The organism is Calothrix sp. NIES-2098, assembly GCF_963875125.1.
Lineage (GTDB): Bacteria > Cyanobacteriota > Cyanobacteriia > Cyanobacteriales > Nostocaceae > Aulosira.
This window is the reverse complement of the sequence record NZ_CAWNKJ010000001.1, coordinates 5,669,874-5,685,863: the sequence shown is the minus strand read 5'-3', so window position 1 is coordinate 5,685,863 and position 15,990 is coordinate 5,669,874. Positions and strand designations below refer to the sequence as shown.

At 40.3% G+C, this 15,990-nt stretch carries 11 protein-coding genes and 1 tRNA gene; 9 read left to right on the top strand and 3 right to left on the bottom strand.

The window, feature by feature from the left end; all coding sequences use genetic code 11:
• Nucleotides 1-2 precede the first annotated feature (2 nt).
• The 3 genes from AACU33_RS23880 to AACU33_RS23870 all read left to right on the top strand — a co-directional run bounded on the left by AACU33_RS23880 (nt 3) and on the right by AACU33_RS23870 (nt 1,632).
• Nucleotides 3-383, top strand: a complete 381-nt coding sequence (locus tag AACU33_RS23880; protein WP_096591175.1) for a response regulator — start codon at nt 3-5, stop codon at nt 381-383.
• Nucleotides 384-774: 391 nt separating this feature from the next.
• Entirely contained in the window at nt 775-1,152 is a 378-nt protein-coding gene (locus tag AACU33_RS23875; RefSeq protein WP_096591173.1) for a response regulator, read from the top strand.
• Nucleotides 1,153-1,308: 156 nt separating this feature from the next.
• Entirely contained in the window at nt 1,309-1,632 is a 324-nt protein-coding gene (locus tag AACU33_RS23870) for a DUF7219 family protein (RefSeq protein WP_096591171.1), read from the top strand.
• A 22-nt stretch (nt 1,633-1,654) separates the two neighbouring features.
• On the opposite strand, the gene AACU33_RS23865 is transcribed toward AACU33_RS23870, so the two are convergent.
• On the bottom strand, nt 1,655-5,896 hold the full coding sequence (locus tag AACU33_RS23865; protein ID WP_096591169.1) for a PAS domain-containing protein: 4,242 nt from the start codon (nt 5,894-5,896) through the stop codon (nt 1,655-1,657).
• Between the two features lie 833 nt (nt 5,897-6,729).
• Between AACU33_RS23865 and AACU33_RS23860 the strand changes: the two genes are divergently transcribed.
• Nucleotides 6,730-8,067, top strand: a complete 1,338-nt coding sequence (locus AACU33_RS23860) for a glycosyltransferase family 4 protein (protein WP_096591167.1) — start codon at nt 6,730-6,732, stop codon at nt 8,065-8,067.
• 172 nt (nt 8,068-8,239) lie between these two features.
• The gene (locus tag AACU33_RS23855) at nt 8,240-9,982 is read left to right on the top strand and encodes an Rqc2 family fibronectin-binding protein (RefSeq protein ID WP_096591165.1); all 1,743 of its coding nucleotides are present in this window, start codon (nt 8,240-8,242) and stop codon (nt 9,980-9,982) included.
• A 223-nt stretch (nt 9,983-10,205) separates the two neighbouring features.
• Here the strand turns inward: AACU33_RS23855 and AACU33_RS23850 are convergent, their stop codons facing one another.
• Nucleotides 10,206-10,349, bottom strand: a complete 144-nt coding sequence (locus tag AACU33_RS23850; RefSeq protein WP_339376254.1) for a hypothetical protein — start codon at nt 10,347-10,349, stop codon at nt 10,206-10,208.
• Between the two features lie 566 nt (nt 10,350-10,915).
• Nucleotides 10,916-12,553: an iron uptake porin gene (locus tag AACU33_RS23845; protein WP_096591163.1), complete on the bottom strand. Its 1,638-nt coding sequence runs from the start codon at nt 12,551-12,553 to the stop codon at nt 10,916-10,918.
• 282 nt (nt 12,554-12,835) lie between these two features.
• Here AACU33_RS23845 and AACU33_RS23840 point away from each other — a divergent pair, with 282 nt between their 5' ends.
• The 4 genes from AACU33_RS23840 to AACU33_RS23825 all read left to right on the top strand — a co-directional run bounded on the left by AACU33_RS23840 (nt 12,836) and on the right by AACU33_RS23825 (nt 15,833).
• Nucleotides 12,836-13,825: a metal ABC transporter substrate-binding protein gene (locus tag AACU33_RS23840; protein WP_096591161.1), complete on the top strand. Its 990-nt coding sequence runs from the start codon at nt 12,836-12,838 to the stop codon at nt 13,823-13,825.
• A 94-nt stretch (nt 13,826-13,919) separates the two neighbouring features.
• Nucleotides 13,920-14,699: an ATP-binding cassette domain-containing protein gene (locus AACU33_RS23835; RefSeq protein ID WP_096595366.1), complete on the top strand. Its 780-nt coding sequence runs from the start codon at nt 13,920-13,922 to the stop codon at nt 14,697-14,699.
• A gap of 116 nt (nt 14,700-14,815) precedes the next feature.
• The gene (locus tag AACU33_RS23830; RefSeq protein WP_096591159.1) at nt 14,816-15,685 is read left to right on the top strand and encodes a metal ABC transporter permease; all 870 of its coding nucleotides are present in this window, start codon (nt 14,816-14,818) and stop codon (nt 15,683-15,685) included.
• Between the two features lie 75 nt (nt 15,686-15,760).
• A tRNA-Phe gene (locus tag AACU33_RS23825) sits at nt 15,761-15,833 on the top strand.
• Nucleotides 15,834-15,990: the final 157 nt, after the last annotated feature.

Genomic DNA, 15,990 nt, shown 5'->3' with positions numbered 1-15,990 from the left:
CCATGCTCGCAAAACGCATCTTAGTAATTGATGACGAAAAAAATCTGTGTACAGTAATTCAGGCCTGTTTAGAAAACTTTGGGCGTTGGCAAGTCTTGGTAGCACAGTCTGGTAGTGAAGGCTTGGCTTTAGCCACAACTGAACATCCTGATGCAATTCTTTTAGATGTAATGATGCCAGATATAGACGGAATGGCACTTTTTCAAAAATTGCAAGACAATTCAACTACCTGCGAAATTCCAGTTATTTTACTAACGGCTAAAGTACAAACAGTAGACTTAAATCAATTTGCCCAGTTGGGCGTCGCCGGAGTGATTGCCAAACCCTTTGACCCATTGCGTCTATCGGAAATAGTTGCAAGCACTCTGGGGTGGCAGTTTTAAGGGACTTTCAGATAACAATATTGCATCGCGGCGATGAACGCTGAAGAAGTAGGCTTTGCTTAAAAGCTTACCTTGGTGGTCTGAGCTATAAATAACTTGAAAAATGCTCAGAATTTCCTCATAATTATCCTTTAATTTTAAAGATAGTTAGTTGGGGCATGTTTATTAATAGGGGATCGGAAAATTGTTTGGCTGACAATTTACCTTCCTTTCTCCGCAACCAAATAACATCGCGGTTCTCAATTGTATTAAATACAACATTTATTTTGAGGGATGTGCATCTTGCCTGTCCTCAGAGTTTAAGACGATCGTCCCAATAGAAAAAAGTGCCTTGTACTCAATTAAGAGCCGTTATCCCTCTGCTGTTTCTATCTTTAATTGACATTTTTATATGTCCAAAAAGCGTATTCTCTTGATTGATGATGAAAAATCCTTAGCCACGGTAATTCAGGCTTGTTTAGAAAATTTAGCTGACTGGACAGTACTCAAGGCTGAATCTGGCACAGAGGGATTACTCAAAGCCCAAACTGAAAAGCTGAATGCTATTTTGCTTGATGTTATGATGCCAGATATCGATGGATTTACGGTATTACAACAGTTAAAAAATAATCCTGCTACTGAAAGTATTCCGGTAATGTTAATTACTGCCAAAGTAGAACCTACCAAGCATCATCAATATGCCGAGTTGGGAATTGTCGGTGTCATTAATAAACCTTTTGACCCTTTAAAGCTAGCAGAACAGGTAGCAGGGATGTTGGGCTGGAACTGATCGTCTAGCTATCGTTTTGGATGTGTCACCTTAGTCGTAGAGGCAGGTAAAAGAAGTAAATGTCTAGGCAATTTCCTCAAAGATAAAACTAAATAAAATACTATATTTAATGTAGAAAAATTGCTGCACAATTACAGACAGTAGGAGCAAAAATTAATGATTATGGAACCAGAAAATTTTATTGATTATTACAACTATGAAGCTGAAGATTTAAAGGCAGAAAATGTAATTTTTCAAGCTTATTTATCTGCTTTTTTTCGACATCAGGCTTACATTTATAATTTATACAATACTGGGAAGATATATGAGTCTCAAGCAACTGAAAGAATTAATGCAGCTTGGGAGAAAGTAAAAGTAATTAAAAAAGATCTGCAATACCAATTAAATTCTCATAACTATGATGCAAACACCCAGTTTTATTTAGTTAAAACTAGGGACTTTTGCTTAAACTTAGAAGATCGATTGGGTTTATGGAATTAGTCAGTTTAAATTATAAAATTTATTAAATAACTTTCGTATTACTTTTATTTATTTTAGGAATTGTAAAATAAAAAATACTACCTTTTCCTAAGGTACTTTCTGCCCAAATTATGCCACCATGCTGTTGAATAATACCACGACAGATAGCTAGCCCTAAACCTGTTCCTCCTTTTTGCCGGGAATCGCTAGCATCAACCTGTTGAAACCGGGCAAAAATACTTTCTAGCATCTCATCAGGAATTCCTCTACCCTGGTCTTGGACTTTAAATAAAACGCGATCGCTTAATTCTTCCAAACTCACCGCTACTGTGCTATTTGTCGGTGAAAATTTGATGGCATTACCGATTAAGTTGACTAGAGTTTGGATAATGCGATCGGGGTCTACCCATATCTGCATAGAACTTAATAACATAACTAAAGAAACATTATTTTCAGAGGCTAGAGCATTGACTGTTTCTACAGATTTGCGGATAAGCGTAGCAGCATCACACCATTGCTTAACTATAGTAAATTTGTTTGATTCTAAATGTTCTAAATCTAAAATGTCATTTACTAAGCGTACTAACCGTTCCGTATCGTTGTAAGCAATGTCTAACATTTGTTGAGCTGTTTCTGGTTGCGCTTGTAATACTCCAGCTGCTAACAATCCCAAAGCACCACGAATAGCAGCTAAGGGTGTTCGTAATTCATGACTAACAATTGAGATAAATTCTTTCTTCATTTTCTCAATTGCCCGACTTTCAGTAATATCTTCGATTGTACCTACATAGCCCATTAGCTCATTTTTCTCAGAGAGAATGGGAACGATGGTGATGCGAAAAAATCGTAGGGTTGAATTAGAGAGAATGTAGCGTACTTCCGAACAAAATTCTTGGTTGATTGTTGCTAATGCACGCCATTGTGGTAAAAATAATGCTAAATCGTCTGGGTGAATAAATCGCATCCAGCGATCGCCGAATGATTCTTCAATACTCAATCCGCTAATTACTTGAAAACGGGGATTGGTATAAATATTCATTCCGTGGATATCACTTCTAAATATACCAATTGGTGCAGACTCGCTGAGAGTCCGAAATAAAGTTTCACTTTCTCGCAATGCTTCTTCAACTCGTTTGCGATCGCTGATATCAATGCTCACGCCGATGATTATCCAACAATCGGTTTCCTCTTGGCGATGAGAAGAATAAGTAGTAGAAATCCAGCGTAGAGAACCATCTTTATGACGGAATCGATATTCAATAGAGCTAGTACCTTCATTCACACTCAGCTGAAAGCGAGAATAAATTACTTTTTCTCGGTCTTCAGGAAATACCCTTGAGAGCCACAGATCTTTATCAGCAAGGATTTCGCATGGAGTATAACCGAAAATTACTTCGCTAGCAGTAGACTGATATTCATATTCCCATTCTTGATTGCTAGATACGCGAAAACTAAAAATTGAAGCGCTAGCTGTGGAAAGAATATTTTTTAATCGTTTTTCGGAAGCTTGTAGAGCCAGTTCTAGGCGTTTGCGATCGCTAACATCAATGCTTACTCCCGTTACAATCCAGCAATCAGCTGCTTCATCCCGATGGGAAGTGTAAGTGGCAGAAATCCAACGCAGAGAACCATCTTTGTGGTAAAAACGATACTCAACAGTAGCAGTACGTTCAGCAAAAATTTCTTCAAATAGTGGATAAATAACTCGATCTCGATCTTCTGGAAATACCTTTGACATCCAAAGCTGTTTATTAGAGGTAATTTCCTGTGCTGTATAGCCAAAAAGAATTTCGCCACCAATAGATTGATACTCATATTCCCAGTCGTAATTGGCAAAAACCCGAAGACTGACAATTGAGGCGCTAGCTGTAGTGAGTATGCTGTTTAATCGGGTTTCTGAAGCTTGTACAGCCAATTCTAATTGTTTGCGATCGCTAATATCAAAAGCTAGTCCTTGAAGAATCGGAGTTTTGCCATCTGGCGCTAGCACACGCATAGCTCGATCCTGCACCCAAATAATTTTACCTTCATGGGTGAACATCCGATATTCTGCAATCAAAGGTTCTCCCGTTTCAATCGTATATTCAAAAATTTTTTGGATGCGTTCGCGATCTTCGGGATGCACATAGTTCGCCCAAGTATTTAAGTGACCCGCAACCCATTCTTCGGGGGGGATGTTGAGTAATTGGTAAATTTGGGGGCTAATATAAGCGAATTCAGCAGTAGCGATAGTGGGTGCAGTGTAAAAAATTCCAGGTATTTGTTCAACTAAAGTTCTGTATTGCAATTCCGCTTGTCTGAGCTTTTCTTCTGCTCGTTTGCGATCGCTAATTTCGATACTGCTACCAACAATGCGATAAACCCGCGAATGTTCGTTCAATAAAGGTGTCAAGCTAGTAATCCACCAGGTATCTTGTCCTTTAAAGGGTAAACATTCTTCATAGGTAATAGTTTCTCTAGCAGTTACACAAGCTTGATAATGCTGTCGAATTGATGAGGCCATTTCCGGAGGAAATAGATCTTCTGGAGTTTTGCCTTGCATATCCACAGAACGCATACCTGATAAACGTTCAGCAATCGGATTTAACCCCACAAAGCGAAAGTCATTATCTTCAAGAATATCTACTACAAAAATGCATTGTTCAACACCGTTATAAATACTGCTTAAAAACTTTTCTTTCTCTTGCAAAGCTTTCTCTGCTAAGAACCTTTCTGTAACATCCTGTGCAGTTCCATACAGACGAATCACCTGACCATCCGCATTCAATTCTGCATGGCCAATACCTTCTGTATAGCGAGGCGGATCGTCTGGTTGGGTATTTAATCGCAGTATTAGTTTGTAAGATTCACCTGTAGTAATTGCCTGCTCAACCGCTTGATGTAATTTCTCTGCATCTTCTGGGTGATACAGTTGCAGGTTTTCTTCATAAGTAGGTTCTCGTAACGCTGGATCTCGATTTAATATGTGGAAAAGCTCCTCCGTCCAAGTAATTTTTTGCGTAGCCAAATCAAACTCCCAGTTACCAATCTTGGCAATTTTCTGGGCTTCTATCAGCAAAGCCTGATTCTTACGTAGGGTTTCTTCAGTATGTTTAATGTCAGTAATATCGAGTCGGATACCTTCCCAACAAATGCGTCCATTATCCAGGCGGCGAGGAGTTGAACACAGGCGCACCCAACGGATGTCTCCTTGCGGGGAATACTCCCGTAGTTGAATATCGAATACTGACATCGTTTGCACAGACTCCTCCTGTTTATGGAGGATGTGAGGTATATCTTCTGCTAAAACGTTGTTAAACAGCAGACTTGAATCGGTCAAGATCGCTTCGGCTTGCAATCCATTTGTCTGTTCCACGCCAGCACTGATGTAATAAAAGCGATTGCTACCATCTAATTCCCGAACCATCTGGTAGATAAAGCCATTGGGAATATGGTCTCCAATCGCCCGCAAAAAAGCTTTTCGTTCTCGTAAAGCTTGTTCTGCTTGTTTGCGCTCTGTAATATTGGATTTTACACTGATAATTAGCCAAGATTGGGTTGTTTCCTCCCACTCTGTATTGAAGGTATCGGAAATCCAGCAGATTGACTCATTTTTGTGAGAAAAGCGATATTCAAAGCTAACTGTTTGCTGAATAGCGATCGCATTCTGAAGCTGTTGAAAGTATAAATCTCTGTCTTCTGGTGACAGCTGAGAACTCCAAAGATTTTGATCGGCTAAGAATTCATCTGGAGAATAGCCTAAAATATGCTCGCAACTAGCAGAAATATACTCATACTCGAATTCTTGATGCGATCGCTGTCTAATTCTGCTGACAATCGTGTTTGTATTGCTGAGAATTCGATCGAGCTGCGCTTGTGACTGTGCTTGTGTTTGTGTAAGGTGGTCGCAGCGATCGAATTCCTGTGTTAGTGCCGGCTGAATACTTCGATCTGTGATGATACCTAATAGTTGCTCCTGCTCGTCCAAAACTGGCAGATAGGAGATTTGATGCTGCTGCAACAGGCGGACGATAGGAAATACATCGCCTAACTCTGATGCTCTAACGGTAATGACGTTGTGTACCATTACATCTTTTAGGGTAGCAACGTTCAAGTTTATCCCTGATGCGATCGCCTTGACCAAATCTCTTTCAGTAAAAATTCCTAATATCCGGTCTTGCTCTAAAACCAAGACATAGCCTGTCTCTAGCCGACTCATCACTTGCACTGCAAACTCAACTGATACCTCTGGCGATAGTGTTGTCACACACTTTTGCATAAATTGAGCTTGTGGAAAGAGCAGCATAATATCTGAGATATTTGGGTACAGCTAAGTGTCAGTACAAACCAGATCGAGGCTTGATTGCATCACGACAGTGAGAAAATTACAGAATAGCCCAAGCAGAGAATAACTAGGTCTTAAGGTAGTCAATAATTCTCAGCGCGTTCTCTAAGCTAGTACAGTAAGGCAAAAATCAAGAGATTATTCAAAATCCATCAAAAGTTTACCTCATCAGTTTTTTACATTTTGACTAGTGCGCAGCTGTAAGAGTCTTAATTCATTAGTAAATCCTATACAATGCATTAGGCTTTTGTATGACTTAACATTTAGCAAAGTAAACTACGCTACTGAAACTGTCAAATATCGATTTCGAGAAAATCTGTATCTTATGCAACAGAAAATTAAATTGGGATTTTAAGTATAAGTAACTACAATATATAAAATAGTTTTTGTAAAAAATTTAACCGTTTTTTGATTGATAACCGGATTTTTAGCTACTTACCGACGACTCAACCAAAGAAAGTAAGTAATTTTATGTTAGAAAATATCCAAGTAACCTAGATGAATATTTCTGAATGCATATATTGATGAGACAGCTAGTTCCTAAAACATATATGGAGTCGAAGTTTGTCTATCAAAAGCATTAGATATAAATATAGCAGCATATATATAAAGAAATTAAATAGAAATACGGAGTCAAACAGCTTATTTCTCCGAGTAGATGCATAAATAAATTTGACCTATTAAATTAAAATAAAGTTTAATTAAAGTTCTTAAATGATTCGGTTAAAAGTGCTAGGCGCAAATTTGGAAATGCCTATGCCAGCGACTTTTTTTACAATCATCAACAACAAACTATGAACGCTACCACTGAAAAACGCATCGCTTTAATTTCAGTTCACGGAGATCCGGCAATTGAAATTGGTAAGGAAGAAGCCGGAGGACAAAATGTTTACGTCCGACAAGTGGGTGAAGCACTAGCGCGGTTGGGATGGCAAGTTGATATGTTTACCCGCAAAGTGAGTGCGGAGCAAGAAACGATAGTTCAGCATAGTGATAATTGTCGAACCATCCGTTTCCAAGCAGGTGCTTTAGAGTTTGTACCGCGAGACAATCTTTTTGACTATTTACCAGAATTTATAGATAAGTTTTTGGAATTTCAACGAAAAAATGGCATTACCTATGAGTTGGTTCACACTAACTACTGGCTCTCAAGCTGGGTAGGAATGCAATTGAAGAAGCTCCAAGGATGTAAACAGGTTCACACATACCACTCTTTAGGAGCAGTTAAGTACAACACAATCGCAACAATTCCTGTAATTGCTAGTAAGCGATTAGCAGTAGAAAAAGAAGTTTTGGAAACAGCAGAAAGAATTGTCGCGACGAGTCCGCAAGAAAAACAACATATGCGATCGCTCGTTTCTACTAAAGGTAATATTGATATCATTCCCTGCGGTACAGATATTCAGCAATTTGGCTCTATCAATCGCCAAGCAGCACGGGCTAAGTTAGGTATTGACCCAGATACAAAAGTTGTATTGTATGTAGGTCGTTTCGATCCGCGCAAAGGTATAGAAACAGTAGTCCGTGCTGTGGGAGCCTCTAAGTTGCGTGCGTCGCAAAAACTTCATCTAATTATTGGTGGTGGTAGCACTCCCGGTAATAGCGACGGTATCGAACGCGATCGCATCGAAGGTATTATTAATGAATTGGGTATGAACGATATGACCACCTTACCCGGTCGTCTCTGCCAAAAAGTTCTACCCACTTACTACGCCGCTGCTGATGTATGCGTTGTTCCCAGCCACTACGAACCCTTTGGACTTGTAGCGATCGAAGCAATGGCTAGCGGTACGCCAGTGGTAGCCAGTGATGTTGGTGGACTTCAGTTTACTGTCGTCCCTGAGGAAACTGGCTTATTAGCACCAGCACAAGATGTACCCGCTTTTAGAGAAGCCATTGACCGAATTCTGATGAATCCAGAATGGCGTGATGAATTGGGTAAAGCTGCTAGAGAGCGCGTTATTAATAAATTTAGTTGGGATGGTGTGGCGTCTCAACTCAGCGAACTTTACACCCAACTATTAGAACAGCCTGTAGCAGCATCTGTAGTACAAACTTTAGAGCAAAGCTTGGAAAAACCTGCCGTAAAACCTGCGGTAGAATCTACCAAACAACCGGCTCTACTCAGCTAATTGAGCTACTGCAATTTTTGAGCGTAACTAATCGTTAAAATCATAAAGGGGAAGGTATTTTACCTTCTCCTTTTAATGTTTCATCCTTGGCAAACGCAGAGCATAAGAATAGTTGTCTATGCATTTTGGCACTATACTGAGCATCTACGTTTGAAGCCAATGGCTAATTGATGTGCAACCAGTTGACTTTACCACCCTTACAGCTGCTTGTAGCGAACTACGCGCTCACTGGCTACCATCTCGGACAGAACAGGTTTTCCAGCGCGATCGCTATACTATCTCTGTAGCATTACGTACCTTAAAACAGCGGGGTTGGCTAGAGATTTCCTGGCATCCCCAAGCTGCACGCATTTGTATTGGCGAGCCGCCACCGCGCACACCAGATACTTTTACTTTTAGCCAACAACTTATACATCAGTTGGGTGGTTTGGCACTGATAGCTATTGAGGCGATCGCTCCTTGGGAGCGTGTTGTTGATTTACAATTTGCTCGTCGTCCTGGGGAAAGTCCGCTTTACCACATCTATGTGGAAATCATGGGCAAATACAGCAATGTCATTCTCACCGATGCCAGCAATTTAATTATCACTGCTGCCCATCAAGTTAGCCAGCAACAATCCAGCGTCCGTCCTATCCAAACCGGACAACTCTATGAAACGCCACCGAAACTCACAGGCCCAGTTCCCAGTTTGAGCGAATCTCAACAACGTTGGCAAGAAAGAGTTAGTTTAGTACCGGGAGGCATTAAACGTCAGTTACTCAAAAGTTATAGCGGCTTGAGTGCGGCACTGGTAGATTCAATGGTGCGATCGGCAAACATCGCACCAGACACAACTACCGATAGTCTCACTCCTGAAAATTGGCAACAATTATTTGCGCAATGGCAAGTATGGTTACAAGCTTTAAATGATGAAAAGTTTCACCCAGCTTGGACTGCTGAAGGCTATACGGTAATGGGTTGGGGTGCGGTGACACCAGCAACAGATATCCAACAGTTACTCAATCGCTACTACACCGATCGCCTAAACGAACAATTATTTTCCCAGCTGCGCCATCAGCTAAGTCAAAAACTGAATAACATTTTGGCAAAATTACGGCTGAAAGCTAACACCTTTTCTGAACGCTTGCAGCAATCAGATCGCGCTGATGAATATCGTCAAAAAGCAGATTTGTTGATGGCGCATCTGCAAAACTGGGAAGCAGGAATGAAGGAGATTACTCTCCCAGATTTTGAGACTGGCTTACCAGTAGCGATCGCGCTTCAGCCAGATAAAAATGCCGTACAAAATGCCCAAAGCCTTTATAAACAGCACCAAAAGCTCAAACGAGCGCGGGCGGCGGTAGAACCCCTACTTGCAGAAGTGAATGGGGAAATTGCATATTTAGAACAAGTAGAAGATGCGATCGCCCAAATAGAAAAATACCAAACATCTGAGGATTTACAAGCTCTCGAAGAAATCCGCGATGAGCTAATTGGACAAGGCTATCTAGAAGATCCAGAATACCGCAACCGCAGTAACAATGAAGCTACTAGCAGCTTTCATCGTTACCGCACACCCAGCGGTTTTGAAGTCTTAATCGGGCGCAATAATCGCCAGAACGACCAATTAACCTTTCGCGTCGCTGGAGATTATGACCTATGGTTCCACGCGCAAGAAATTCCTGGTAGTCATGTATTACTCCGTTTAGAGCCAGGGGCTGTCCCTGAAGAAACAGATTTACAATTTGCTGCTAACTTGGCTTCTTACTACAGCCGCGCTCGTCAAAGTGACCAAGTACCAGTGGTGTATACTCAGCCAAAACACGTCTATAAACCCAAGGGAGCCAAACCAGGAATTGCTATTTACAAGCAAGAGCGTATCCTTTGGGGAAAACCACAATCAACAGTCCAAAGCCAATTGGCTAATGACAATTGACGTGTTATTGCCAGAGAAAGATGTTGAATTATTCTCCAAGATAGAGGTTATTAACCTGTTAAGCTATCTTTTTTTGGTAAATTTTTACTAAAAAACTGTGTTGACTGCTACAATATTGTTAAGAAAAGTTGCCTGTTGCATTTTGGGAACGCGCAACTAGGTTTTAACTCTATTGAGAAGACAACGCGGAAAAATATTTTTGAGACCAGCTGTGGGAGGCTGGTCATTTTTTTTGGGTTATCCCAACTAACTCGATAATTGCAATTTTATCGATGCGATCGAACACAACTTGAGTAACATCCAATAACCTGATGGTTCCTACGGTCTCTATGAAAACTCGTTCTCTAACGACTACATCACAAGGCATTACTAAAATTAATTCTGACTAAGTAATACTAATCTGATTCCAAAATTTAAGTAATTTCCGCATGGTTGATTGCGAATCTACGTTAAATCAACTAATATTCTTATACCTTACTCTGTCATAGATTCTAGTAATACGAGATTTTACATAAATACCTGCGATCGGAATTTGTTTTTCATACAATAACGTGCCTTTTTTTGCATAAAAATACTGAAAAATATTCTCAAAAAATTGTTTTATACCTATTTATATATGTGTGCTTGTTTCTATCTTTAGACTGAGGTGAGAAAAATGATTTTTTTGTAAAAAATGTTGCTTTGCTCTACACAGTTATATCTTTTATATGCCAGGGTATAGATATGCTAAATGCGAAATTAATCCAATTAAGTCTACACTCTTTAAGTGCAGCAAAGTTGAAGCATTAGGTAAGATAATTGCCTGAGATCCAAAGAGAAACAACGGTTATTTGGTGTAAAAGATAAAACCCAGCAGAAATGCTGGGTTTTTACTTCAATTTCTGCAAAAAAGATCCGAATCTTTTTTAGGCGACTTTTAAACTACAAGTAACGTTAGAAACTAAATGTAGTTCTTAAAGCACCAATCACAACATCGTCATTTTGCTCATTGTGATCTGGTGCTGTCAGCCAAATCACTCCTGGAGTAATACTGATATTGTCGCTCACCTTGTATTGGTAGAAAGCTTCAATGTGATAAGAAGTATCTGGGTCTCTGTCTAGTCCAGTAATGTTGGAACTTGTAACTTTTGGTTCCATACCGAAGATAAAACCAGCTAAGTTCCCTTCCTTACCAAGATCGGGTAGTCCTAAAGTCACAGCCCAGTTCCAGACATCAACACTGCCTCGGTTAATTGTATCTCCGGCTGTGGATAGGTTGCGAGTATTGGTATATCCTACCCAGCCTCCCAACACAAATTTTTTACTCAGGGCGAAAGATGCTTCTATACCATAGGAATTACTAGAAGTAGGTACGGGAACAGCTTCTTCACTTCCGGTTAAATTTTGAACTACTCCACCAAGAAACGAGCCGACGTTTGCCCGATTGCTACCAGTCGCCAATTCCTGATTGTAGGCATTAATGTAGGTGAAGGCAACTTTCAGGCGATCGCTTGGTTTAAAGATTAGCTGTGCTAAAGCACCGTATCCACCATTAAATAAACCATTTCCGGGAGTAGGATTGTTAGCTGAACTCGCCAAATACCCCAAACTCAGTGCTAATTGGTTGCTAAAATCATAATTTACTCCTAACCCAGCACCATTCATCTGATAATAAATCGGGTTGCGTGTCCCAAAGGTAGACAAGGCCCCAAAGCTACCATCTCCATCAAAGAGATTTATGGTATCCGTAATGTCATCTGCTGCACCAGCATTGGCAAGAGCAATTACTTGCAGTTTTTCACCAATCGGAAATTGGTAATATAGTGCATCGATAAAAGCGTCATTTGTACCATCTTCCCCAGCAAAGAACAAGTTACCCTCTGGTGTCCCAATGTTGGGGCTGAGAATATTATTGGTTTGAATTCTGGTAAACAGCGTATCTTTACCCGTGAAGCTAGTGGCCAATTCAACTCTTGCCCGTGCCCCAAGAGTTGTATTCTTGTCTATAATTTCTTCACCATTGACTTGATTACCTGATAAAACATCGCTGACTACGGTCACTACTTCTCCTTGCAGTTTGGTAGTGATAGAAAATTGATTTGCTTCTAACTCCGCAGTCTTGGCTTCCAATGCATCCACCCGACCCCTTAGTGTTGCCAATTCTGCGGCAAAGTTCTCTTGTAGTGTTTGCAGTTTAGCTAAGTCTTCTTTTGTCACTAAATCGGCTGTACCTGTGGCGATAAGTTCGTTGACACGATTGAGACAAGCATTTAAACCAGCAGCAAATTCATATCTTGTCATTGCGCGATTACCCCGGAATGTACCATTGGGATAACCTGCTATACAACCGTAACGTTCTACTAAAGATTGCAATGCCTGAAAGGCCCAATCTGTAGGCTGCACATCTGATAGTTGAGATACTGAGGTAACTTGAGACATTGACTGTTGTTGCAGGAAATTCTCAGTCTCTTGTTCTACATCAGCTGCAACAAGCGGCTCGCTAATTTCACCCGCCACTGCTGCTGCACTCAAAAATAGCATTGCACCGCCAACTGCTGAACTAGCCAGCAGAGACTTCCATACTTTCCGCATGTTTCCCTCACACCTATTGATAGTAAATGGCTACACTACCATGCTTTGAATTCAAGCTTATTAAAAACTATTCTCAATATAATATCAGGAAGCTGAGAATTTTTTTAAAACTTTCAGTCAGGAAACTATCATCAATCAAATAACCAAAATTTTGGATGTGATGGCTTACACCCCGATTGCATGAGAATGAGAATTATTATAATATGAGATTTAGAATCAATCTCATTGTCAATAGGCATTTTAACGAAGACAGCGCCAGCTAGTTTTCGGAGGGGAAAAACTGTGGTTCGCACTCATATAGAACCTAAAAAAGGCAGAACAAGAAGTGGTATTCTGCCTCTAATTGTGCTGTCGATATTATCAATAGCTAGTTGCAACCAATCGTTAACAGATCGGAAAGCAGCTTCCCAAGATTTACCATCTGCGAAAAAAACCAAAATAGTAACGACATTTTTACCGATATATTGGTTTACTAAAGCAGTAGCTGGAGATGCAGCAGAGGTAGAAATTTTAGTGCCGCCAGGTACGGAAGTACATGAGTATCAAGCCAAACCCGAAAATGTGAGAGCGATCGCTACTGCTAATGTATTAGTCAAAAACGGTTTGGGGCTGGAGAAATTTCTGGAAGAAACTGTCAAAAATGCCCAAAATCCCAAATTAACTGAAATCGACAGCAGTAAAGGTATAAAATCAATTGGTGCAATTTCACCCATTGTCAACACTGCTAAAAATGAAAAAGACCACGACCACGAACACGAACATACTGAGGGTAATCCCCACATTTGGCTAGATCCTGTTTTAGCAAAACAACAGGTAACAAATATTCGCGATGGGTTAATTGCAGCCGATCCTCAAAATCAAGCTACCTATGTGTCTAATGCAGCAGCTTATATTCAAGAATTAGATACCTTAAATAGGCAATTTCAGCAGACTTTGCAGAAAAATCCTAACTGCACCTTTGTCACTTTTCATGATGCTTATCCATATTTAGCTCAACGTTATAACCTCAAGCAAGTTGCAGTAGTAGAAATTCCTGAAGATCAACTCTCTCCAGCAGACATACAAAATGTAACTAATGCCGTCAAGAAATATCAGGTTAAAGCCTTATTGAGCGAACCAGGAACAGACAATAAATTACTAAAAAATCTCTCCCAAGACTTAAAGTTGAATTTGCAAACACTAGATTCCTTAGAAAATGGCGATCCAGATCCTCAGTATTATTTCAAGGCAATGAAAGCTAATTTGCAGACTCTGGAAGCAGCTTGTAAGTAAGTCAATCTAGTGATAGAAGAAATAGAGCACTTTTTATTCGTAATTATTAAGCATTTACCACTTTTATTTACTCATGATAAATGACAAGCAAGAAATAGCATCACCTATTTTAAAAGTAGAGGGATTAACTGTATATCAAGGCAGTTACCTAGCAGTGCGAGATGTTTCTTTTGAATTATTACCTGGGACAGATACAGCTATCGTAGGGCCTAATGGTGCAGGTAAAAGTACATTAGTAAAAGCAATTTTAGAATTAATTCCGCATAATGCAGGCAAGATTGAAATATTTGGTCGCCCAATGCAAAATTTAGGGCATCTACGCCATTTATTGGGCTATATGCCACAAAATTTTATCTTTGACCGCAGCTTTCCAATTTCGGTTAGTGAGTTGGTAGGATTAGGATGGGCTAGGATTCCCAGAGAAAATCAGCCTAAAAGTTCATTATGGAAAAGGTGGTGGAAACAAGATCGGGAAAAATCAGTAGCAGTGGTGCAAGCTTTAAAGCGAACTGATGCTTACCATTTGCGACATCAAGCTATTGGGACTCTCAGCGGCGGTCAGCTCAAACGGGTATTATTGGCTTACTGTTTAGTCACACCCCGAAAACTTTTAGTACTAGATGAAGCATTTGCCGGAGTAGATGTACAAGGTGCAGCAGATTTTTATCTCTTGCTCAACGAGCTAAAGCGTGAGGAAGGTTGGACAATATTACAAGTTTCCCATGATATTGATATGGTTAACCACCATTGCGATCGCGTTCTTTGTCTCAACCAAACAGTTGTTTGCACTGGTAAACCAGAAATTGCCCTTTCACCCAAAAACCTCTTAGCAACCTACGGCCCTGGCTTTAGTCGTTACCAGCATCATCACTAAAGAAGTAGGCCGTTGCAATGAAATCTAACTAGCATGAGTCGTCATTTGTGATTAATGAAAAAAATTACCGAGTAATCTGTGATAAATAAAAAGCTAATAAGTTAAAAAGCTTACAAATGAATTTATTCACTGATTGCCAGATAACTTGGCTCGCGATCGCCAATACGCAAGATTTGGTGAGTTTATTACAATTCCCATTTATGCAGCGTGCGATCGCGGGTGCTGTTTTAATGGGAATACTTGGCGGTTTGTTAGGCAGTTTTGTCACTTTACGCCAGTTATCTTTTTTTAGCCATGCTGTCGGTCATGCAGCATTAGTAGGTGTAGCGCTAGGTGTCTTACTACAATTAAATCCTACGTGGATGTTACTGCCATTTACCCTAGTTTTTGGTGTGATTGTTCTCTACTTGATCGACAAAACCGATTTAGCAAGCGATAGCGTACTCAGTATAGTTCTTTCCGGAGCCTTGGCGATCGGTGTTATTCTCACAAGCCTAATCAAAGGCTATCGCGGCAACTTGATGGGAGTGCTGTTTGGGGATATTCTCGCTATTGATGCCACAGATTTAATATTGACACTGCTTGTCTTAGTAAGTAGCAGTATATTCTTACTCTCAACCCTAAGACAGCAAATTTTGTTGACTTTGAACGCAGATGTAGCCCAGGTACAAGGTATTCCAGTTCAGTTGTATCGTTATGGTTTTGTAATCTTGCTTTCATTAGCTGTGGCTGTAGCCATTAAGGCTGTCGGCGTTTTGCTAGTCAACGCTTTTTTAGTGATTCCTGCTTCTACTGCCAAATTAATGAGTCACCATTTTACCCGTTTCTTAGTATTTTCAGTAACGATTGGTTCTATTACCAGTCTTGTAGGCATGATAGTTTCGGGTATTTTTAACTTAGCCTCTGGGCCTAGTATTGTTCTAGTTCAGTTTCTGGTGTTCGTGGCTGTATTCCTCTGGATCAAGTTGACGATGAAAGTAGCCTAAAAAATTTTTGCTCACAATACTTGCACAATCATTCTATGTTTGCTACATTAATTAATCGTGGCAGAAAAAAGCCCAGCCGGGATAGCTCAGTCGGTAGAGCAGAGGACTGAAAATCCTCGTGTCACCAGTTCAAGTCTGGTTCCTGGCATACATTACAGCCAAATATCCTTTCTGGCATAAGGCATAACTGGCATAAAACTGGCATAAGGAAAACCCTTGTGCCAGTGACTATTTTAGGGGTGTTCTACGTCATCCGTTCGGGTGTGAATATCCTCACATCAGCTTTGCGATAGCGCATGACCCGC